The following is an 18,726-nucleotide window of genomic DNA, read 5'->3' as shown; positions in this document are numbered from 1 at the left end:
CCCCCCCCCCCCCCCCCCCCCCCACGGGTAATAGAAACTCACAAGACCAAAAAAGTGTTGGAGTGGTGTGTTGTGGTGGTGTTTTTTTTTTTAATGTTGTTGGGGGGGGGGGGGCGCGGCGCCCGGGCCCCCGCGCCCGGGTGGCGCGCGGCCCGGGGGGGGGGGGGGGGGGCCCTACCCGGCGCCCAGGGGGGCGCGCCTCTACAGTGGCAATCAGAACCGGTAGCGCGCGCCCAGCGAGACGAACTGCCCGCGCAGGTTGTACTGGCTGATGTCGAAACCGTTGGAACCGCCAGCCGGGTCGAACGGCGGGTCCTTGTCGGTCAGGTTCAGCGCCGACAGCGACAGCGTGGTGTTGGGAATCCCTTCGTAGGCCACATACAGGTCCAGCTGGTGATAGGGCTTGACGCGGTCACGCAGCCCCGGGTTGCTGGTCGCCGTCGCCACGCGCTGGTCGTAACCGCTCACGTACTGCAGGCTCAGCGTGCTGCTCCAGTCGCCCACCGCCCAGTTCAATGAGGTGGTGCCGCGGGTGCGAGGCAGCGCGCCGTGGCGGTTGTTGCCGGCGCCGTCATACGGTGCTTGGCCGGCCACCAGCGGTTGCTTGAAGCTGAGCAGGTGGGTCCAGCTGCCGGCCACGGTGAAGGTGCCCCAGCCGTCGGTACGGAAGGTACGGCTGGCGTCCAGGTCCAGCCCCGAGGTGGTCAACTCGCCCTGGTTGGCGTACTGGTTGGTGATGAACTGGATGCGTCCCTGCGCATCACGTTGCACGCGGCCCGGGAACAGGGTCGGGTTGTCGACGATGAACTGCGCGCTGTCCGGCTTGACCAGGTTGTCCTGCTCGATGCGGTACCAGTCCAGGCCGATGCTGGTATCGCCATCCGGCGACCACACCGCACCCAGGTTGAAGTTGCGCGAACGTTCGGCCTTCAGGTCCGGGTTGCCGGTGCGGATGTTGGTGATGCCACGGCTGCCGCCGGGCTGCAGCGGATCCAGCGGATCGATCACCGAACCATAGCTGACGGTCTGGCCGGGTGCGATTTCCGGCAGCGACGGTGCACGGAAGCCGCGGGAGAACGAGCCGCGCAGCAGCAGGCTGTCCAGCGGTTGCCAGCGCAGCGCCACCTTCGGTGAGAACGCCTTGCCGAAGTCGTCGTAGTGGTCGCCGCGGCCCGCAACCTGCAGTTCCAGCGTGCGATGCAGCGGCACGCTCAGTTCGGCGTAGGCGGCGCTGACCTGGCGCTCGCCGTTCACCACGTTGATGGCCGGGCGCAGTTCGGTGCCCGACAGCACCTGTGCACTGGTGCGCGCGTCCAGTGATTCCTTGCGGAACTCTGCACCCCAGGCGAAGCCGATCGCACCGGCCGGCAGCTCCCACAGCGAGGTCGAGGCCTTCAGGTTCAACGAATGCAGCTTGTACCAGCCCGGACGCTTGGTCTGCAGGCGCAGTGCATCCAGTGCCCCCGGCGTGCTGGACGGGTTGAGGAAGTTGTAGCTGCCATCGCGCAGGATCTGTTCGAACGCGTAGCGGTTGACGAAATTGTCGACGTACTCGCGCTGCGCACTCTGCGAGGTCAGCGCCGCGACTTCCCAGTCCCAGCGTTCACCGCTGCCGCGCACGCCGGCCAGTGCACGGTAGAACACCTGGGTGTTGTCCTTCAGGCGCGGGCCGAGGTCGAAGAAGGTGTACTCGAACGGCAGCGGCGTGCTGCGCGGATTGTTCGGGTGGCCGACCGGCAGCACCGCCGGCACGTCGATCAGCGTGCCGGTGGCCGGGTTGTACGCGCGCAGGCCGGGGCCAACGGTCAGCGGCGCGCTGAAGATCTGGTCGGCCTTGTTGTGGCTGTACAGCACATCGGCGAAGGCCTCGACGCTGTCATTGAAGCGGTAAGTCGCGCTCAGCGAGGCCTGCAGGCGCTCGGCGCCGGGCTGCAGGGTCTTGAACGGCTGCGCATTGAAGGCGCAGGCCTGGCCGGGCAGGGTACTGCCGAAGTCGCTGTACGGGCGCAGCTGGCTGCCGTCGGGGCAGTTGGCGAACGGCTGAGGTGCGCGTGGGTTGGACAGCCAGTTGCCACCGGCGGTGGACCAGCCGGCCAGGCGTCCGCCGGGCTTGTCGCGGAAATCGCCGCTGCGGGTATAGGCGCGCTGGTCGGCGTCGAGGCGATCACGCTTGAGCAGGTCCAAGCCGAACAGCACGTTCCAGCCCTGCTGCTCCAGGTCGCCGAAGCCGGCCAGCAGGTTGGCCTTGCGTTCGTTCAAGCCGCCCTCGGTGGCGGTACCGAAGCCGCCACCCACTTCCACGCCCTGGAAGTTCTTGCGCAGGATGATGTTGATGACGCCGGCGATGGCATCGGAACCGTACACCGCCGAGGCGCCGTCCTTGAGCACTTCGATGCGCTCGACGGCGCTGATCGGCAACGCGTTGAGGTCGACGAAAGTGTCCTGGGTATTGAGTGCGAAGCCGAAGTTGGACACGCGGTAGCCGTTGACCAGCACCAGCGTGTTCTTCGGTGACAGGCCACGCAGGCCGATCGATGCAGAGCCGGCGGCGAAGCTGCCGGTGTACTGCTCATCGAAACTGTTGCCGGTATTGGCCGACAGGTTGCGCAGCACGTCGGTAAGGGTGGAGCGGCCGGTCTGCTCGATCTGTTCGCGGCTGACGATCTGCACCGGGTTCGGCCCGGCGGTACCACTGCGCTTGATGTTGGAGCCGGTCACCAGCACGGTGCCGAGAGTGGTGCTGTCCTTGCCGGTATCGGCCGATTCAGCGGCGCCGGCAGCGCCGGCGGTGAGGCTCAGCGCAATGGCGCCGGCTAGCAGGTTCAGGGTGGTGCGGTACATGGAAGCGACAACGCCAAACGGGGGAGGAGCCGTCAGTACCGCACGCAGGTACATGCGCCTTCCAATGACGAAAGCGCATTCAGTTATACAGCACAGGTTCTTAATGAACGGAGCGAGGAGTGCGGAGCATTTGGTCCGCACGCTCCTGTAGAGCCGAGCCTACGTTCGGCTGCGCACACTGACCGGAAAGCAGCCGAGCATGGCTCGGCTCTACAGAAGGCAATGCCAGCCCATCACGGCCGCAGCAGCACCTTGCCGTTGCGGCCCGAGCCTCCTGCGACCTTCGCTGCCTGGGCGATGTCGTCCAGCGCGAAGATCTGCTCCACCGGCAGCGTCAGCTCGCCGCCAGCAGCACGCTTCAGCAGCTCGCCCACCAGCCGGCGCTTGTCCTCCACCGCCATCGCCTGGCTGACCTTGCTGCCCCAGAAGCCCTTCACCGTGGCTTCCTTGTAGATCAGGCCGCCGGCCGGGACGCGCATCGGTTCGCCGCTCATCACCCCGAACGACACCAGCGTGCCGTTGTGGCCGAGCAGGTCGACCAGGTCACCGCTGGCGTCGCCGCCGATGGAATCCACGGCGGCCGCCGCCTGTGCTTCGCCGGTCGCTTCACGAACGCGATCCTTCCACCCGTCCAACGAGGTGTCGAACACATGATCGATGCCCAGCGCCTGCAACTGCGCCACGGCAGCGGCGTTGCGCACCAGGTTGGCCACATGCACGCCACGCGCCTTTGCCAGCATCGCCAGCGACTTGCCGACCGCGCCGTTGGCGGTGTTCTGCACGATCCACTGGCCTGCTTCGACGTGCAGGAACTCCAGCAGCATCAGCGCGCTCAGCGGCATGGCGATCAGCTGTGCGGCCATCTCGTCCGGGATCGCCTCCGGCATCGGAATCACCATGCGTGCCGGTGCAATGAACGCTTCCGCCCAGGTACCGTGCACCGAGGCGGCGGCAACCCGCTGACCGATCTGCAGGCCGTCCACGCCATCGCCGAGTGCATCGACCACGCCCAGTGCTTCACTGCCACCGATCGCAGGCAGTGTCGGCTTGTACCCGTAGAGGCCACGCACGGTCAGCAGGTCGTGGTTGTGGATCGAGGCCAGCACGGTGCGGATGCGCACCTCGCCGGGACCGGGCTCGGGCAGGGCGGCATCGGCAATGGCGAGGACGTCGGCCGGGTTGCCGAAGGAGGAGTACTGGGCAGCGCGCATGGACGGTGTTCCGGGGAAAGTGGATGTTGTACCGAACTGGGGACGCAGGGCATGTCGACAAGGCGTCGCTGCTGCAACACGGCATCCTGCGACTGATCGTCGCGGCATGTCGTGATTACCGCATCTTGTGTTGACGGTTCGAGTCATCCCCACTATGTTGTGGCCGTCACTCCCGGTCAGCCGCCGCCGCCGGACATGCAGCAAACGTCCCACGGCCCGCCCCTGAAGGCTTGCCGTGTCGACGCGGCCGCCACCGTGCGGACGCAGGTCGCCCCCACGGCCCGGATACCGGCCGCAGGCGCAGGCAGATGCCGACGACCTCCGTTCCCGCACTCTGGCAATCCACCCGTTCGCCCCGTGCGCCGGTATCGCGTCCAGGGCCGCCATGGCATCGACCGCCAAAGCGCGTGCGAGCCTGGAGTTTTACCACCATGACCGACAGTACCTTCCGCGCGGCCGATCTGGCCGGCGCCGGCGATGCTTTGCGCGCTGGTGGCGAGCGCATGCCGACCTGGATCACCAAGGAGGCCGGCAACCGCCGCCTGCCGTTCGACGCTGAGCGGCTGCAGCGCAGCATCGATGCCGTGCATGCCGAGTTCCCGCAGCTGGATGTGAGCGACTACCGCCGCGTGGTGCAGGCAATGGTCGAGCGCAAGCCCAGCATCAGCGCCGATGACCTGGTCGATCTGCTGATCCGCGAGGCCGAATCGCGGGTGGACCTGGTCGCGCCCGAGTGGGAACAGTTCGCCGCGCGCATCTACCTGCGTCGCCTGTACAAGCGTGCCAGCCGCAACCGCTTCTACGATGTCAGCCTGAAGTACGGCTCCTACGTGGGCCTGCAGGAAAGCCTCGCCGATCGTGGCATCTACAGCAACGACATCCTGCGCTGCTATTCCAAGGAAGAGCTGCAGCAGGCCGGTGAGATGATCGATCCGGAACGCGACCTCCTGTTCGCCTACAACGGCCTGTACCTGCTGGCCACGCGCTATCTGGCCAGCGACCGCAGCCGCGAGGTCTATGAGCTGCCGCAGGAGCGCTGGCTGACCATTGCGCTGTACCTGATGCAGGAGGAAAAGCCGCGCGAACGCCGCATGCAGCTGGTCGGCGAGGCGTACTGGGCGCTGTCCAACCTGTACATGACGGTGGCTACGCCGACCCTGGCCAACGCCGGCAAGGTGGGCGGCCAGCTGTCCAGCTGCTTCATCGACACGGTGGACGACAGCCTGCAGGGCATCTATGACTCCAACACCGATATCGCGCGCGTGTCCAAGCACGGCGGCGGTGTTGGCGCCTACCTGGGCTACGTGCGCAGCAGCGGCGCGCCGATCCGCGGCGTGGCCAATTCCTCCGGTGGCGTGGTGCCGTGGATCAAGCAGCTCAACAACACGGCGGTGTCGGTTGATCAGCTTGGCCAGCGCAAGGGCGCGGTGGCGGTATACCTGGACATCTGGCACCGCGACATCGAAGCCTTCATGGACCTGCGCCTCAACAACGGTGACCAGCGCCTGCGCGCGCACGATGTGTTCACCTCGGTGTGCGTGCCCGACCTGTTCATGGAAGCGGTCGAACGCCGCGCCGACTGGTACCTGTTCGACCCGCACGAGGTGAAGCAGGCCAAGGGCTGGTACCTGCAGGACTTCTACGATGAGAAGCGCGGTTCGGGCAGCTTCCGCGACCGCTATGCCGAGCTGGTGGCCGATGAGCGCATCAGCCGCCGCACGGTGAAGGCCATCGATCTGTTCAAGCGGATCATGCTCAGCCAGCTGGAAACCGGCAACCCGTTCCTGTTCTACCGCGACGAGGTCAATCGCAGGAACCCGAACAAGCACGCGGGCATGATCTATTCCAGCAACCTGTGCACCGAAATCCTGCAGAACATGAGCCCGACGCGGATGATCCAGGAGATCGTCAGCGGCGACCAGATCGTCACCACGCGCCGTGCCGGTGACTTCGTGGTCTGCAACCTGTCCTCGATCAACCTCGGCCGGGCGATCAGTGCACCTGATGACCTGCTGGCCACCGATGTGCTGGAGCGCCTGATCCCGATCCAGGTGCGCATGCTCGACAACGTGATCGACCTCAACGCGTTGCCGGTGCCGCAGGCCACGATCACCAACCACAAGTACCGTGCCATCGGCCTGGGCACGTTCGGTTGGCACCACCTGCTGGCGCAGCAGGCGATCCAGTGGGAATCTCCGGATGCCGAAGCATTGGCCGACCGTCTCTACGAACGCATCAACTTCCTGACCATCCAGGCCAGCGCGCAACTGGCGCGGGAGAAGGGCAGCTACCCCATGTTCGCCGGCAGCGATTGGCACAACGGACGCTACTTCCGTGACCGCGGCTACAGCGGCGCGGCCTGGGACAGCCTGGCCCGCGAAGTCGCCAGGCATGGCCTGCGCAACGGTTGGCTGCTTGCAGTTGCGCCGAACATGAGCACCGCGCAGATTGCAGGCTCCACGGCCTCCATCGACCCGATCTACAGCGCGTTCTATTACGAGGAAAAGAAGGACTTCCGGCGGCCGGTGGCGGCGCCGGGTCTGTCGCTGGAGACCTGGCCGTACTACGAGAAGGGTGCCTACAAGGTCGACCAGTTCGCCAGCGTGCGCCAGAACGCGCGCCGCCAGCGCCATGTCGACCAGTCGATCAGCTTCAACCTGTACGTGCCCAGCACCATCCGCGCCAGCACGCTGCTGGAGTTGCACCTGAGCGCCTGGCGCGAAGGCCTGAAGACCACCTACTACGTGCGCTCCAACGACATCGACATCAGCGAATGCGAGTGGTGTTCAAGCTGACCACCGGCGGCCCACGGTAGTGCCGGCCGCTGGCCGGCAACACGAAGGAAAGAGAACGAAGGCATAAACCATGGCAACCCCCCTCGATCGCATCAAGATACTCGAACCACGCCATCCCAACCGCAGCACCGGCATCATCAACGGCCAGACCAGCGGCATCCTCAACTGGAACGATATCCCGTACCCGTCGTTCTATCGGGCCTACAAGGAGCTGTCGACCAACTTCTGGATTCCCGACGAAGTGGACATGAAGCTGGATGCGCGCCAGTACGGAGAGCTGTCAGGGCGCGAAAAGAACGCCTACGACTCGATCATCGGCCTGCTGGCCACGCTCGATTCGCCGCAGACGCGCTTCATCTACAACGTGGCCGAGTACATCACCGATCCGGCCGCGCACGCCAACGCGGCGATCATCGGCCAGCAGGAAGTGATCCACAACGAGAGCTACAGCTACGTGCTGGCCTCGATCACCGACCTGCCGAACCAGAACCGGATCTTCGAGATCGCCCGCACCCACCCGACCATCATCAAGCGCAATGCCCCGATCATGGGCGCGTATGACGATTTCATGCGCGAGAAGACCGCCGAGACCCTGCTCAAGTCGTTGATCCAGTCCTCGATCCTGGAGGGCATCAACTTCTATTCTGGGTTTGCGTACTTCTACAACATGGTGCGGCAGAACCGCATGAACGGCACCGGCAAGATCATCAGCTTCATCAATCGCGACGAGCTGGCCCATACCAAGTTCATCAGCGAGCTGATCCGCGCCATCATCGGTGAAAACCCCGAGCTGCAGACCAATGAGTTGACCGCCTATGTGCACCAGTCATTCGAACATGCCATCGAGCTTGAGACGCAGTGGTCGTCGGAGGTGCTGGATGGCATCGATGGCATCGACGTGGACGAGATGGTGCGCTACGTGAAGTACCGCGCCAACAAGATGGCCGGCATGCTCGGGATCGAGCGCCTGTACAGCGACACCACCGACAACGTGATGCCGTGGATCAAGGCCTACGCCGACAACTTCACCGAGACCAAGACCGACTTCTTCGAGATGCGCAATGCAAGTTACAAGAAGACCAACGTCGACAACGGCTTCGACGATCTCTGAGCCCGGCGCCGCGCTGAGCATCCTGATGGTGGTCGCCTCCTTGAGCGGCAATACCCGCGAACTCGGCCGGCAGATTGCCGAGCGCTGCCGCGTTGCCGGTCATGCGGTGCACTGGCAGGAGGCCGACGACCTGCGCCAGGCACCGCCGCTGGCGGCCGATGAGGCCGACCTGGTGCTGCTGGGCTGCTGGACCGATAACGCCGGGCGCACGCCAGCGGAGATGAAGGCGTGGGTGGCCGGCATTGCCGAGCGCGGTCAGCAGCCACGCCAGCTGGCGGTGTTCGGTACCGGCGAAACGCAGTGGGGGCAGGCGTACTACTGCGGCGCCGTGCACCGGCTGATCCGCTATTTCCGCAGCGACTATCCGCCGCTCGAGATCGAGCAGATGCCGCATGGCGAGCGTCACGCCGCAGCCATCGACGCCTGGACCGATGCGATCCTGGCCCACTACTGGAGCAACCACGATGCAGATCATCGACGCCACCACGCCTGAGCAGTTCCAGCAGCTGCTGGCCGAGCACCCGCGGGTGCTGGTGGATTTCCACAAGGACCAATGCCCGGGATGCCGGATGCTGGAGATGTCGCTGCACCGGGTGGCCAACAGCGTCGCGGGGCAGGGCACCACGTTGCTGCGCGTGCAGCTGGAGGTGCTGGGTGAGGCGTTCTTCAGGGAGCTGGGGCTGCGGCAGACGCCGACGCTGTCTCTGTTCCGTGACGGCGACGAACGCACGCGCCTGGCCGGGTTCCAGTCGCCGCAGCAGATCGAAGCCGCGATCGCGTTGCATTTGTAGAGCCGAGCCCATGCTCGGCTGCCGTTCGCGCCGTGAGCGATGAGTCGAGCATGGCTCGACCCTACAAGGGCATCCACGCATGGCGTGGATCTACCGGGGCAGGGTCCGTGGTTTCGCGTCAGGCTCCGCTGAAGGTATCCACCAGCAGCTTCCCATTCAGCACCACAATCACCAGCGCGATCACCCAGGCGATCGCGCCCAGCCAGCGCGGCGCCACCAGCGCCCCCATCGTCACCTTGTCGGTCACGATCCGCACCAGCGGAATGATCGCGAACGGCAGCTGCATCGACAGCACCACCTGGCTCAGCACCAGCAGCTTCACCGCGCCCTGATCGCCGAACAGCAGGATCACCACCACCACCGGAATGATCGCCAGCGCACGTGTGATCAGCCGTCGCAGCCATGGCGGCATTCGCAGGTGCAGGAAGCCTTCCATCACGATCTGGCCGGCCAGCGTCGCGGTGACTGTCGAATTCAGGCCTGACGCCAGCAGCGCCACCGCGAACAAGGTCGCCGCCGCACCCACGCCCAGCATCGGCGCCAGCAGCTGGTGGGCCTGCTCGATGTCTTCCACGTCGAATCGGCCATTGGAATGGAACACCGCCGCCGCCAGGATCAGGATGCTGGCGTTGATGAACAATGCGAGTGTCAACGCGAGGGTGCTGTCGGTGACCGCCCAGCGCAGCGCGCTGCGGCGGCCTTCATCCGTGCGCGGGTAGGCGCGGGTCTGCACGATGGACGAATGCAGGTACAGGTTATGCGGCATCACCGTGGCACCGATGATGCCGATCGCAATGTACAGCGCGTTCGGATCGGTCACTACCTGTGCGCGCGGAATGAATCCGCCCAGCACCGCCATCACTGGCGGGGCAGCCATCGCGATCTGCACCACGAAGCAGGCGAAGATCACCATCAGCAGCGCGATCACGAAGGCTTCGAGCGCACGGAAGCCGCGGTTCATCAGCAGCAGAACCAGCAGCGTATCCAGCGCAGTGATCACCGCACCCCAGAGCAGTGGCAGGTCGAACAGCAGTTTCAGTGCGATCGCGGTGCCGATCACCTCGGCCAGGTCGCAGGCGATGATCGCCGCCTCGCACAGCGCCCAAAGTGCCAGGTTCACCGGCTTCGGGTAGCGGGCGCGGCAGGCCTGCGCGAGGTCCATGCCGGTGGCGATGCCGAGCCGTGCCGACAGCGCCTGCAGGATCACCGCCATCAGGTTGGAAATGAGGATGACCGACAGCAGCAGGTAGCCGAAGCGCGAACCACCGGCGAGGTCGGTGGCCCAGTTGCCCGGGTCCATGTAGCCGACCGAGATCATGTAGCCCGGGCCGAGGAAGGCCAGCAGGCGGAACCACCAGTGACCCTTGTAGGGTACCGCCACCGAGGCGTTGAGCGCGCCCAGGCTGGCCGGAGTGGAGGCCGAAGGGTCGCGGGGCGCCAGGGTGTTCATGGCCCGAATATAGCTCCTGCTATAGTCATTAGCAATGTGAAACAATCGTCTTTATCGCTTTACTGGTCCAGAATTCAGGTTCAACACCGGATCACCCCGGAAGGACAGGCGCAGGCGTGGGCAAGACCGACGATTCGACATCGCTGAAGAGCACCCCCTTGATCGAGGCCGAGCGCCAGGTCGAGAGCTTCCGGCAAGTGCGCGAGGCGCACCGGATGGAGCTGGTGGAGGACTATGTCGAGCTGATCTCGGACCTGCTGGCCGACGGCGGCGAGGCCCGCCAGGTCGACATCGCGACGCGTCTGGGCGTGGCCCAGCCTACGGTGGCGAAGATGCTGCGGCGCCTGGCCCGTGATGGTTGGGTGGTGCAGCGGCCGTACCGTGGCGTGTTCCTGACCCCGGAAGGTGAGGCGCTGGCCCATGCCAGCCGCCAACGCCACCAGACCGTGGAGCGTTTCCTGCTGGCGCTGGGGGTGGACGCAGATACCGCGCGGCGCGATGCGGAGGGCATCGAGCACCATGTCAGCGAACAGACACTGGCTCTGTTCGAGGCATTCGTGCGCAGGGCCGAGGGCGGCTGAGCCACGTTTCCTGTAGAGCCGAGCCATGCTCGGCTGCTGTTCGCGCGATGACAGGGAGCATGCACGCATGGCGTGGATCTACAATCCAGGCGGGCAGCGCGCCTTCTGCTGCGCGCACGCGCGTCTCGTCCATTCCTTCAACACCGGCTGCAGGCCTTCATAGCGCCGGCCCTGCCATCCGTTGGCCAGCACCTTCCCATCCGCATCGATCAGCACCAGGTTCGGTGGTGCCAATCCGGCCAATGCCTGCAGTGCCGGCATGCGCGCGGCGCGGCGCGGGTCCAGCACCGGCCACGGCATGTCCTGCGCGTGCATGTAGCGGCGAAGCGCGCTCTCGCTCTCATCCTGGCTGACGTACACCACTTCGGTATCGGCGCCGGCTTGGCGCAGGGCATCACGCACGCTGCGCAGCGTGGGTACGAAGGCATGGCACGGTGCACACCAGTCGGCGCCGAAGTACAGCGCCACCAGTTTCGGCGGCGACGACCACTGCATCGGCCGTAGCGATCGCTGCTCCGGCCGCATCAGCGAGGCCGAAACCTGCGCGTGCAGGTCCGCAGCCATCGCCGGTGCGGCCAGCAGCACGGCACAGGCCAGCAACAACGCTCGCAGAGCTTCAGAACGCATAGCGCAGGTTGACGTACCACGAACGTGCAAAGCGCGGCCCGTAGACATAGTCGCTGTCACGCGGCGCGCCCACTTCCAGATCTTTCTGGCGCTGATCGAATACGTTCTTGACGCCCGCGGCCACCGACACTTCCTGCTGCGCCTGCGTGCCCAGATGGCGGTGCCAGCGCGCTCCGAGGTCGGTGACCAGGAATGACCGCGTGCGGTGCAGCTCGCCCAGCCGGTTGTTCAGCACCGACATCGGCCCGGTATGGCGCAGCGCGACGAAGGTTTCCCACGGTTCGGCAGGCATCCAGCTGAGCTGCGCCAGGCTGGTCCAGCGTGGTGTCTTCAGGTAGTCGCGGCTTTCGATGATGGTATCGCCACCGTCGCCAGTGTCGTCGAAGATGCGCTGCGGTTCGCGGAAGCGCGAGCGGTACCACGAGGCACCGGCGGTCAGGCGCCATTGCGGCGACGGCTGCCAGCCGAGGTTGGTTTCCGCACCCAGCACGTTCGAGCCGGAGGCGTTGTAGCGCAGCTGGCTCAGCTGGCCGTCATCGCCGCGCTGGATCTCGCCCAGCGCGAAGGTGTCGCGGATGCGTGCATGGGAGGCGGTGGCATCCCAGCTCCACACCGGATTGGCCGGGTCCGAACGCCAGTCGAAGCCGAACAGGGTGGTCAACGCGCGTTCCTCTTTCAGGCCATCGGTGTTGCGCACGCGCACCTGCTCGCCACCGAGGGTATCGACATGTACGTCCTCGACGAAAATCTCCGGTGCACGGAAACCGGTGGCGACGCCCGCCCGCCATTTCAGGTTCGGAGTGGCCTGCCAGGCCAGCGCGATGCGCGGCGAGAACACCGCGCTGTCCAGCTCCGAGCTCTTGTCCACGCGTGCGCCCAGTACCAGGTCGACGTTGTCGCGCAGGCTCCACTCGTCCTGGATGAAGGCGCCCAGGTTGTGGAAGGTCGCATCCTCCAGCACCGCGAGACGGCGCCCGTCACCGGTGCGGTTGTCGTCGCGCAGCGCCTCGTGCTTGTACTGCACACCGAAGGCCAGCGCATGCGCGCCGCGGCGCCAGTTCAACTGGCTGTCGATGTAGTGCAGCGGGTTGGGGGTGCGGCCGTACTGGCGCCACGAACGCGAGGCCGCGCTGCCGGCCACGTTGCGGTCCAGCTGCAACGGGTCATAGCCGGGCGCCGAGGGATCGGTGACCACGTCGCCCAGGCCACCATAAAAGCTGTCGCGGTCGATGTCGGCGAAGGCATAGGCCAGGCGGAAATCGACGTCGGCAGTGATCTCCTGGTCCCACGACACGCTGCCGCGGCGGTATTTCGTATCCAGCGATTCGGCGATGTTGGCCAGGTACTCTGGCTGGTCCAGGCGGTTGCCGCCGCGGCGGGTTTCATCGGTCACCTGCAGGTCCAGGCGCAGCCGCGTGCCCGGCGTGGGCGCGTACCAGGCCTGCAGCCCGCCGACCTTGAGGTTCTTGCGGGTGATCTCGGTGTAGCCGTCACCGTTGTAGTCGATGCCGCTGTTCCAGTTGCGCTGGGCAATCACCGACAGGCCGGCGTCTGCGTCCTTGGCGACCAGGTCCAGTCGAACGTCGGCGTTCTTCTGCGGCGTACCCTTCAGCACATCCACGCCGGCCTGCACGTGGCCACCGCTGCGCGCCGGCAGCGGCGGAATCAGGTTGATCACACCGGCAACTGCGCCCGGTCCGTACAGCGCCGAGCCGCCGCCCTTGACCACTTCGATGCGGTCGACGAACCCGGCCGGGATCTGCTCCAGACCGTACACGCTGCCCAGCGTGGACAGCAGCGGAATGCCATCGAACAGGAGCTGGTTGTAGGCGCCGGGCAGGCCCAGCAGCTGTACTTCGCTGGTGTTGCAGTTCTGGCAGTTGCTCTCCACGCGCAGGCCGTTGATCAACTCGGCGGCGCGCGAGAAGTCGGTGGCCGCGCGCAGCGCAATGTCTTCCTTGCGCAGCACTTCGGTGCGGATCGGCACGTCCGACAACAGGCGTTCGCTGCGCGTGGCGGTGCTGACCTTGACCTGCACACGGTCCAGTTCGGTCGGTTTCGGAGTGTCGGCCAGTGCAGGCAGCGGCAGGGTCAGTGCAATGGCGGCGGCCAGCGGCAACCGTCGGAAGCGGTGGGGGATAGAGCGCATGAGGGCGTCGTCCTTGTGGGAAGAAAGGCGGCGAGGGCGACCTGGCTGACGCATATGAAAGCAATGACTTATGAATATAGCAAGTGCTATATAACGAAGCCGCAGCAATTTCGGGTGGAGCGCCGGTCGAGTCAGATCATGCAGGTGTTATAACATTACAACTGACAGCGACCACCCTGCCGCTGGTCATAGGCGGAGGATGGAATAGTCGTGGGGGCAGTGGGGACGGGGTCAGAGCCCTTTCCTTTGGAAAGGGATCTGCCCCGGGAGCGGATCGTCAGCCGCGGCGGAATGCGGCGGGCGTGCGGGCGCCGACGATGATCATGCGGATCATCGTGGAGATCTGTTCGACCAGCTCCGGATCCTTCTCCGGAGGCAGGTCCATGGCGGTGGCACCCATCGCGAACACCAGCCGGGTGATGGCCTTGGCCACCAGTTCGGGGGCATGCAGTACGGCGCCATCCAGTGCGGCCAGGCGCACCAGGTCGTGCTGCAGCTCTTCCTCGAAATAATGCAGCTCGCGTTCGACTGCGTGCTTGAAGTCGTCCGAGCCGACCGCGCCTTCGCGCAACAGCACGTGCAGCAGCTTGTCGTCGGCGCGCAGCTGTTCCATGAAGGTCTCCACCGAGACCCGCACCACGCTGGTGGCGGTGGAGGTGGCACGCTGGCGCGCCTCGCCGATGATGGTGCGCAGCGAGCGGCCGGCCGCGTCGATCAGCGCTACGGCCAGTTCGTCCATGTCGCGGAACTGCCGGTAGAAGCTGTTCGGCGCGATGCCGGCCTCACGTGCCACTTCGCGCAGGCTGAGCGTGGACAGGCTGCGGTGCGGCCCGATCAGTTTCAGGGCGGCGGCCAGCAGATCCTCGCGGCTCACCGTACGGCGGGCCGGGCTGTTGGCATCTTCAGGCGTCGACAAGACGGTGGCGGCGGCCATGGCGGTTCCGGTGGGGCGAGGCTGAATCATACCCAATCCGGTTCAATATACACATGTATACACAGATGTATGTGCGCCCGTATAGTGCGCGTATGAGCGCTGTCGTCCGTCCATCCCTGTTCTCTCCGTACCGCTGGGTCTCGCCGTCGCTGTTCGATTTCTGGGCGGGCCAGCTCAATCCCCTGTGGACCCTGCGTGAGCCGGTGGCCCGCCTGGTCCGGCGCGAGCCGGCCGGCGAGGGCGCGGCGACCCTGGTCCTGCGCACCAACCGGCACTGGGCCGGCATGCGCGCGGGCCAGCACGTCACCCTGGGCGTGGAGATTGAAGGACGCCTGTGGCAGCGCAGCTACAGCCCCACTGCGCTGGGACCGCGCGAACTGGCGATCACCGTCAAGGCGGTCGAGGGCGGCCGGGTCAGCCAGCATCTGGTCAACCATGCGCAGCCGGGCGAGCTGTTCCGCCTGGAGGCTGCGTTCGGAGAATTCCAGCTGCCGGCCGCGGCTCCGGTATTGCTGCTGGCGGCCGGTAGTGGCATCACGCCGATGCGCAGCCTGCTGCGCGAAGCCTGCCAGCGCCCGCTGGCCGCGCCGGTGGACCTGTTCTACTGGGAGCGCAGTGCCGCCCAGCTGCAGTTCCGCGATGAGCTGCAGGCACTGGCCGCGCGCCAGCCGAACCTGCGTGTGCACCTGCTGACCACCCGCGAAGGTGATGTGCCTGCCGCACGCATCGATACCCACGATCTGCAGGTGGCCGGCGATGACACCCCGTTGGCGCAGCGCCACGTACTGGCCTGTGGCCCGGATGGATTCGTTGCCGCTGCGCGCGAACGCCTGGCGCACCAGGTTGCGGGTTTCCAGGCGGAAGCATTCACTCCGCCGGCGCCGTTGCGTGACGCCAGCAGCGAAGGCGAAGTGTCGCTGACCCTTGCCCGCAGTGGCCGCCAGCTGAGCGTGCCGCGCGGCCGCTCGTTGCTGGAAAGCCTCGAAGCCCATGGCATCAAGCCCAAGCATGGCTGCCGCATGGGCATCTGCAACACCTGCAGCTGTGACCGCGTCAGTGGCGCCACCCGCCACCTGCGCACCGGCGACCTGCAGTCCGAATCGGCACAACCGGTACGGATCTGCGTGAGCGCACCGACCACCGACCTGACCCTGGATCTCTGAGGACGCCTGCCATGACCCGCGCCACCGACCGTGCCCTGAGTACTGCCGAGATGCATGCCTTCGGTGAGGAACTCGACGCGATCCGCGACCGTGTGATCGGCAGCCTCGGCGCCTCCGATACCCGCTACATCCGCCGCGTGGCCGCCGCCGTGCGCTGGTTCGGCGTGGGTGGCCGTGGCCTGCTGTTCCTGGCGGCATTTTCGCCGCTGTTCTGGATGCCGCTGCTGTGGCCGGCCGCGATCACCGGCACGCTGCTGCTGGCGCTGTCGAAGATCCTGGAGAACATGGAGCTGGGCCACAACGTGATGCACGGCCAGTTCGACTGGACCGGTGATCCCAAGCTCAATGGCAACACCTACGAGTGGGACATCGTTGCCACCGCCGACAACTGGCGCAAGACCCACAATTTCCGCCACCACACCTACACCAACGTGCGAGGCATGGACGATGACATCGGCTATGGCCTGCTGCGGATCTTCCCGGAACAGCGCTGGAAGCCGTTCTACCTGCTGCAGCCGATCATCGCGCCGATCTTCGCACTGCTGTTCCAGTGGGGCGTGGCCGCGCAGGACCTGCGCCTGGGCCGGTGGCTGAAGGGCCGCATCAGCGGCCGTGCGATGTGGATGCAGACCCGCCCGGTGGCGCGGAAAATGGCCCGCCAGGTGCTGAAGGACTACGTGTTCTTCCCGCTGCTGGCGGGTCCGTTCTTCCTCACCGTGATGCTGGGCAACCTGGTTGCCAACGGCCTGCGCAACATCTGGACCTACGTGATCATCTTCTGCGGGCACTTCACCGCCGAATCGGAAACCTTCCCCAAGGAGTGCCTGCGCAATGAGTCGCGCGGCCACTGGTACCTGCGCCAGCTGCGCGGTTCGTCCAACATCAGCGGCGGCTTCCTGATCAACGTGCTGTCGGGCAACCTCAGCCACCAGATCGAGCACCATTTCTACCCGGATCTGCCGGCCAACCGCTATGCGGCCATCGCCAAGGAAGTGAAGGACATCTGCCGCCGCTACGGCCAGCACTACAACAACGGCTCGCTGCCGCGCCAGTTCGGCCAGGTGGTCTGGCGCATCCTGCGCCACGCATTCCCGAGCAAGCCGCGCCGCCTGCCGATGCCGGACATCATGTCCGCACCGGCATCGGCCAACGCGGGCTGATCGACTCAGCCCGCCTTCGCCAGGGCGGCCTGCTCGCGGTCCAGGCGTCGCAGGAACACCTGCATTTCCTTGCGCGCCTGCTGGTCGCCCTTGCTGCCGGCCACGCTCAAGCCGCGCTGCCATGCCTCACGGGCCGCCTGTGGCTGGCCACTGGCCAGCCAGGCTTTGCCCAGCAGCTTCCAGGCCGCCGAGTACTGCGGATCAAGCACTACGCAACGGCCAAGATGGGTCGCTGCGCGCACCGGGTTGCCGGCATCCAGCCAGCCCTTGCCCAGGCCGAAGCGCAGCAGCGCGCCGTCCTTGCCTGCGGCAAGCATGCATTCCAGAGCTTCGATGTTCATCCGCGCACCTCCACCAGCAGTTCGGCCGGGCCGGGCTGGAAGCGGCCGCGATGGAACAGCAGCGGCGCGCCGCCGTTCTCGTGCACTTCGATGATGCGGCCGGCCAGCAGCAGGTGATCGCCCACCGGCCACTGCGCGTGGCGGGTACAGGTGAGATGGGCGACCGCACCGGTGATGCGGGGTGGGGCGTCCTCGTCGTCATCCAGCAATGCCAGGCCGTCGAAGCGGTTGCGGACCTGCGGATCGGCGAAGCGCCGGGCCAGTGCTTCCTGGTCGGCCGCCAGCACGCTGAGCGCAAAGCGCGTGGCGCGCTGGAAGGTGGGCAGGCTCTGTGCGTGCAACGCCAGGTTCCACAGCACCAACGGTGGCTGCAGTGAGACCGGTACGAACGAGTTGATGGTCAGGCCGACCGGCTTGCCCTGTGCATCGCGCGCGCAGACGATGGCCACGCCGGTCGGGAAATGGCCGAGCAGCCGCCGCAGGGCACGCGGCGGCATCTCGACCGATGGCACCGGGGCCGGGGCGGGGAACACCCCTGCCCACGGCCCGGCGTAGGGCAGTGTCTCGCCGCTCATGAGGCCCGGGCCTGGTGGTAGCGCCGGCCGACCTCGGCCCAGTTGATGATGTTGAAGAAGGCGCCGATGTAGTCCGGGCGGCGGTTCTGGTAGTGCAGGTAGTAGGCGTGTTCCCAGACATCCAGTGCGAGGATCGGGGTGTGGCCGGACAGGCCCACGGCTGCACCCATCAGCGGGCTGTCCTGGTTGGCGCTGCTTTCCACCTGCAGGCGACCATCGCGATCGCTGGTCAGCCAGGCCCAGCCACTGCCGAAGCGGGTCTGCGCGGCCTTGCTGAAGGCATCCTTGAAGGCATCGAAGCCGCCAAGGTCACGGTCGATGGCGGCGGCCAGTTCATGATCGGGTGCACCACCGCTGGGGCTGAGCACGGTCCAGAACAGGCTGTGGTTGGCGTGGCCACCGCCGTTGTTGCGCACCGCGCCACGCTGCGCCTCGGGCACGGCATCGAGGTTGGCGATCAGCGCCTCGACCGGTTGCTCGGCGATGCCGGCCTGCTCGATGGCGGCATTGAGGTTGTTGACGTAGGTCTGGTGGTGCTTGCTGTGGTGGATCTCCATCGTGCGCGCATCGAAGTGCGGCTCGAGGGCGTCATATGCGTAGGGGAGCGGGGGAAGCGAGTACGACATCGAAGCAATCTCCGTGGGGAAGGCCAGAGGAGCTGGCCGTGGGGAGATCGTTATCGCACCTCAACATTGGTTGAGGTCAAGGGGTGGGATTGAGGTGCGTGCGCGTTCATCGCTTTGATTCTTCCTGCAGGACAGCACGAGCGGAATGGTAGTGGCGGGCCGCGGGCGGGCGGGCCCCCACCTCCGGGTTGCCGCCCCCCGCCCGCCCAATATTTTAAATAAAAAAAAAACAAACCACCACAAAACCACAAAAATAGTTTTTGTGGTTTTGTTTTTTAAAAATTCGGGGGGGGGGGGGGGGGGGGGGGGGGGGGGGGGGGGGGGGGGGGGGGGGGGGGGGGGGGGGGGGGGGGGGGGGGGGGGGGGGGGGG

16 protein-coding genes are annotated in these 18,726 nt (G+C 66.2%); 7 read left to right on the top strand and 9 right to left on the bottom strand.

Annotation, left to right across the window (positions count from 1 at the left end):
* Window positions 1-213 precede the first annotated feature (213 nt).
* Window positions 214-2,841 (bottom strand): TonB-dependent receptor, encoded by a 2,628-nt coding sequence (locus WDC87_RS11075; RefSeq protein ID WP_301655195.1) that lies wholly within the window; start codon window positions 2,839-2,841, stop codon window positions 214-216.
* Window positions 2,842-3,074: 233 nt separating this feature from the next.
* Window positions 3,075-4,052, bottom strand: a complete 978-nt coding sequence (locus WDC87_RS11070) for a zinc-binding dehydrogenase (RefSeq protein ID WP_072167519.1) — start codon at window positions 4,050-4,052, stop codon at window positions 3,075-3,077.
* A gap of 431 nt (window positions 4,053-4,483) precedes the next feature.
* Here WDC87_RS11070 and WDC87_RS11065 point away from each other — a divergent pair, with 431 nt between their 5' ends.
* The 4 genes from WDC87_RS11065 (at window position 4,484) to WDC87_RS11050 (ending at window position 8,749) form a co-directional block, all read left to right on the top strand.
* Window positions 4,484-6,847, top strand: coding sequence for a ribonucleoside-diphosphate reductase subunit alpha (locus WDC87_RS11065; protein ID WP_188240900.1), 2,364 nt, complete (start codon window positions 4,484-4,486; stop codon window positions 6,845-6,847).
* 70 nt (window positions 6,848-6,917) lie between these two features.
* Window positions 6,918-7,958: a ribonucleotide-diphosphate reductase subunit beta gene (locus tag WDC87_RS11060; RefSeq protein WP_061479853.1), complete on the top strand. Its 1,041-nt coding sequence runs from the start codon at window positions 6,918-6,920 to the stop codon at window positions 7,956-7,958.
* Between the two features lie 25 nt (window positions 7,959-7,983).
* The gene (locus tag WDC87_RS11055) at window positions 7,984-8,451 is read left to right on the top strand and encodes a flavodoxin (RefSeq protein WP_088496849.1); all 468 of its coding nucleotides are present in this window, start codon (window positions 7,984-7,986) and stop codon (window positions 8,449-8,451) included.
* Window positions 8,423-8,749 carry a thioredoxin family protein gene (locus WDC87_RS11050; protein ID WP_005409967.1) on the top strand — a complete coding sequence of 109 codons (327 nt, stop codon included), beginning with the start codon at window positions 8,423-8,425 and terminating at the stop codon, window positions 8,747-8,749. The genes WDC87_RS11055 and WDC87_RS11050 overlap by 29 nt, the downstream gene beginning before the upstream one ends.
* Before the next feature lie 118 nt (window positions 8,750-8,867).
* Here the strand turns inward: WDC87_RS11050 and WDC87_RS11045 are convergent, their stop codons facing one another.
* Window positions 8,868-10,199, bottom strand: coding sequence for an Nramp family divalent metal transporter (locus WDC87_RS11045; protein WP_252744444.1), 1,332 nt, complete (start codon window positions 10,197-10,199; stop codon window positions 8,868-8,870).
* Between the two features lie 116 nt (window positions 10,200-10,315).
* On the opposite strand from WDC87_RS11045, the gene mntR reads away from it, so the two are divergent.
* Window positions 10,316-10,780 carry a manganese-binding transcriptional regulator MntR gene (mntR, locus tag WDC87_RS11040; protein WP_005416934.1) on the top strand — a complete coding sequence of 155 codons (465 nt, stop codon included), beginning with the start codon at window positions 10,316-10,318 and terminating at the stop codon, window positions 10,778-10,780.
* A 78-nt stretch (window positions 10,781-10,858) separates the two neighbouring features.
* Here the strand turns inward: mntR and WDC87_RS11035 are convergent, their stop codons facing one another.
* The 3 genes from WDC87_RS11035 to fabR all read right to left on the bottom strand — a co-directional run bounded on the left by WDC87_RS11035 (window position 10,859) and on the right by fabR (window position 14,490).
* A complete protein-coding gene (locus tag WDC87_RS11035; RefSeq protein ID WP_252744443.1) occupies window positions 10,859-11,407 on the bottom strand; it encodes a thioredoxin-like domain-containing protein in 549 nt (182 codons plus the stop codon).
* Window positions 11,397-13,556 (bottom strand): TonB-dependent receptor, encoded by a 2,160-nt coding sequence (locus WDC87_RS11030; RefSeq protein ID WP_252744442.1) that lies wholly within the window; start codon window positions 13,554-13,556, stop codon window positions 11,397-11,399. Before WDC87_RS11030 ends, WDC87_RS11035 begins: the two co-directional genes overlap by 11 nt.
* Window positions 13,557-13,833: 277 nt before the next feature.
* Window positions 13,834-14,490: an HTH-type transcriptional repressor FabR gene (gene fabR, locus WDC87_RS11025; RefSeq protein ID WP_005416927.1), complete on the bottom strand. Its 657-nt coding sequence runs from the start codon at window positions 14,488-14,490 to the stop codon at window positions 13,834-13,836.
* 92 nt (window positions 14,491-14,582) lie between these two features.
* Between fabR and WDC87_RS11020 the strand changes: the two genes are divergently transcribed.
* Window positions 14,583-15,653 (top strand): ferredoxin reductase, encoded by a 1,071-nt coding sequence (locus WDC87_RS11020; protein WP_172412121.1) that lies wholly within the window; start codon window positions 14,583-14,585, stop codon window positions 15,651-15,653.
* 11 nt (window positions 15,654-15,664) lie between these two features.
* A complete protein-coding gene (locus tag WDC87_RS11015) occupies window positions 15,665-16,813 on the top strand; it encodes an acyl-CoA desaturase (protein ID WP_072167525.1) in 1,149 nt (382 codons plus the stop codon).
* A gap of 5 nt (window positions 16,814-16,818) precedes the next feature.
* On the opposite strand, the gene WDC87_RS11010 is transcribed toward WDC87_RS11015, so the two are convergent.
* Genes WDC87_RS11010 through WDC87_RS11000 form a run of 3 tightly spaced genes read right to left on the bottom strand, consistent with a single transcriptional unit; the run spans window position 16,819 to window position 18,355 of the window.
* Window positions 16,819-17,154, bottom strand: coding sequence for a tetratricopeptide repeat protein (locus WDC87_RS11010; RefSeq protein WP_053498539.1), 336 nt, complete (start codon window positions 17,152-17,154; stop codon window positions 16,819-16,821).
* The gene (locus tag WDC87_RS11005) at window positions 17,151-17,729 is read right to left on the bottom strand and encodes a flavin reductase family protein (protein ID WP_252744441.1); all 579 of its coding nucleotides are present in this window, start codon (window positions 17,727-17,729) and stop codon (window positions 17,151-17,153) included. The genes WDC87_RS11010 and WDC87_RS11005 overlap by 4 nt, the downstream gene beginning before the upstream one ends.
* Complete coding sequence (locus WDC87_RS11000) at window positions 17,726-18,355, bottom strand: superoxide dismutase (RefSeq protein WP_252744440.1); 630 nt, start codon at window positions 18,353-18,355, stop codon at window positions 17,726-17,728. Before WDC87_RS11000 ends, WDC87_RS11005 begins: the two co-directional genes overlap by 4 nt.
* Between the last annotated feature and the right edge of the window lie 371 nt (window positions 18,356-18,726).

Source organism: Stenotrophomonas maltophilia group sp. Smal12 (genome assembly GCF_037079935.1).
Taxonomy (GTDB): Bacteria; Pseudomonadota; Gammaproteobacteria; order Xanthomonadales; family Xanthomonadaceae; genus Stenotrophomonas; species Stenotrophomonas sepilia.
The sequence above is the reverse complement of the archived record's forward strand: the minus strand, read 5'-3'. Positions and strand labels throughout refer to the sequence as shown.

Bases quoted from the DNA above. Each gene is read 5' to 3' on its own strand.
- WDC87_RS11075 (WP_301655195.1), bottom strand. From the start codon at position 2,841: ATGTACCGCACCACCCTGAACCTGCTAGCCGGCGCCATTGCGCTGAGC.
- WDC87_RS11070 (WP_072167519.1), bottom strand. From the start codon at position 4,052: ATGCGCGCTGCCCAGTACTCCTCCTTCGGCAACCCGGCCGACGTCCTC.
- WDC87_RS11065 (WP_188240900.1), top strand. From the start codon at position 4,484: ATGACCGACAGTACCTTCCGCGCGGCCGATCTGGCCGGCGCCGGCGAT.
- WDC87_RS11060 (WP_061479853.1), top strand. From the start codon at position 6,918: ATGGCAACCCCCCTCGATCGCATCAAGATACTCGAACCACGCCATCCC.
- WDC87_RS11055 (WP_088496849.1), top strand. From the start codon at position 7,984: ATGGTGGTCGCCTCCTTGAGCGGCAATACCCGCGAACTCGGCCGGCAG.
- WDC87_RS11050 (WP_005409967.1), top strand. From the start codon at position 8,423: ATGCAGATCATCGACGCCACCACGCCTGAGCAGTTCCAGCAGCTGCTG.
- WDC87_RS11045 (WP_252744444.1), bottom strand. From the start codon at position 10,199: ATGAACACCCTGGCGCCCCGCGACCCTTCGGCCTCCACTCCGGCCAGC.
- WDC87_RS11035 (WP_252744443.1), bottom strand. From the start codon at position 11,407: ATGCGTTCTGAAGCTCTGCGAGCGTTGTTGCTGGCCTGTGCCGTGCTG.
- WDC87_RS11030 (WP_252744442.1), bottom strand. From the start codon at position 13,556: ATGCGCTCTATCCCCCACCGCTTCCGACGGTTGCCGCTGGCCGCCGCC.
- fabR (WP_005416927.1), bottom strand. From the start codon at position 14,490: ATGGCCGCCGCCACCGTCTTGTCGACGCCTGAAGATGCCAACAGCCCG.
- WDC87_RS11020 (WP_172412121.1), top strand. From the start codon at position 14,583: ATGAGCGCTGTCGTCCGTCCATCCCTGTTCTCTCCGTACCGCTGGGTC.
- WDC87_RS11015 (WP_072167525.1), top strand. From the start codon at position 15,665: ATGACCCGCGCCACCGACCGTGCCCTGAGTACTGCCGAGATGCATGCC.
- WDC87_RS11010 (WP_053498539.1), bottom strand. From the start codon at position 17,154: ATGAACATCGAAGCTCTGGAATGCATGCTTGCCGCAGGCAAGGACGGC.
- WDC87_RS11005 (WP_252744441.1), bottom strand. From the start codon at position 17,729: ATGAGCGGCGAGACACTGCCCTACGCCGGGCCGTGGGCAGGGGTGTTC.
- WDC87_RS11000 (WP_252744440.1), bottom strand. From the start codon at position 18,355: ATGTCGTACTCGCTTCCCCCGCTCCCCTACGCATATGACGCCCTCGAG.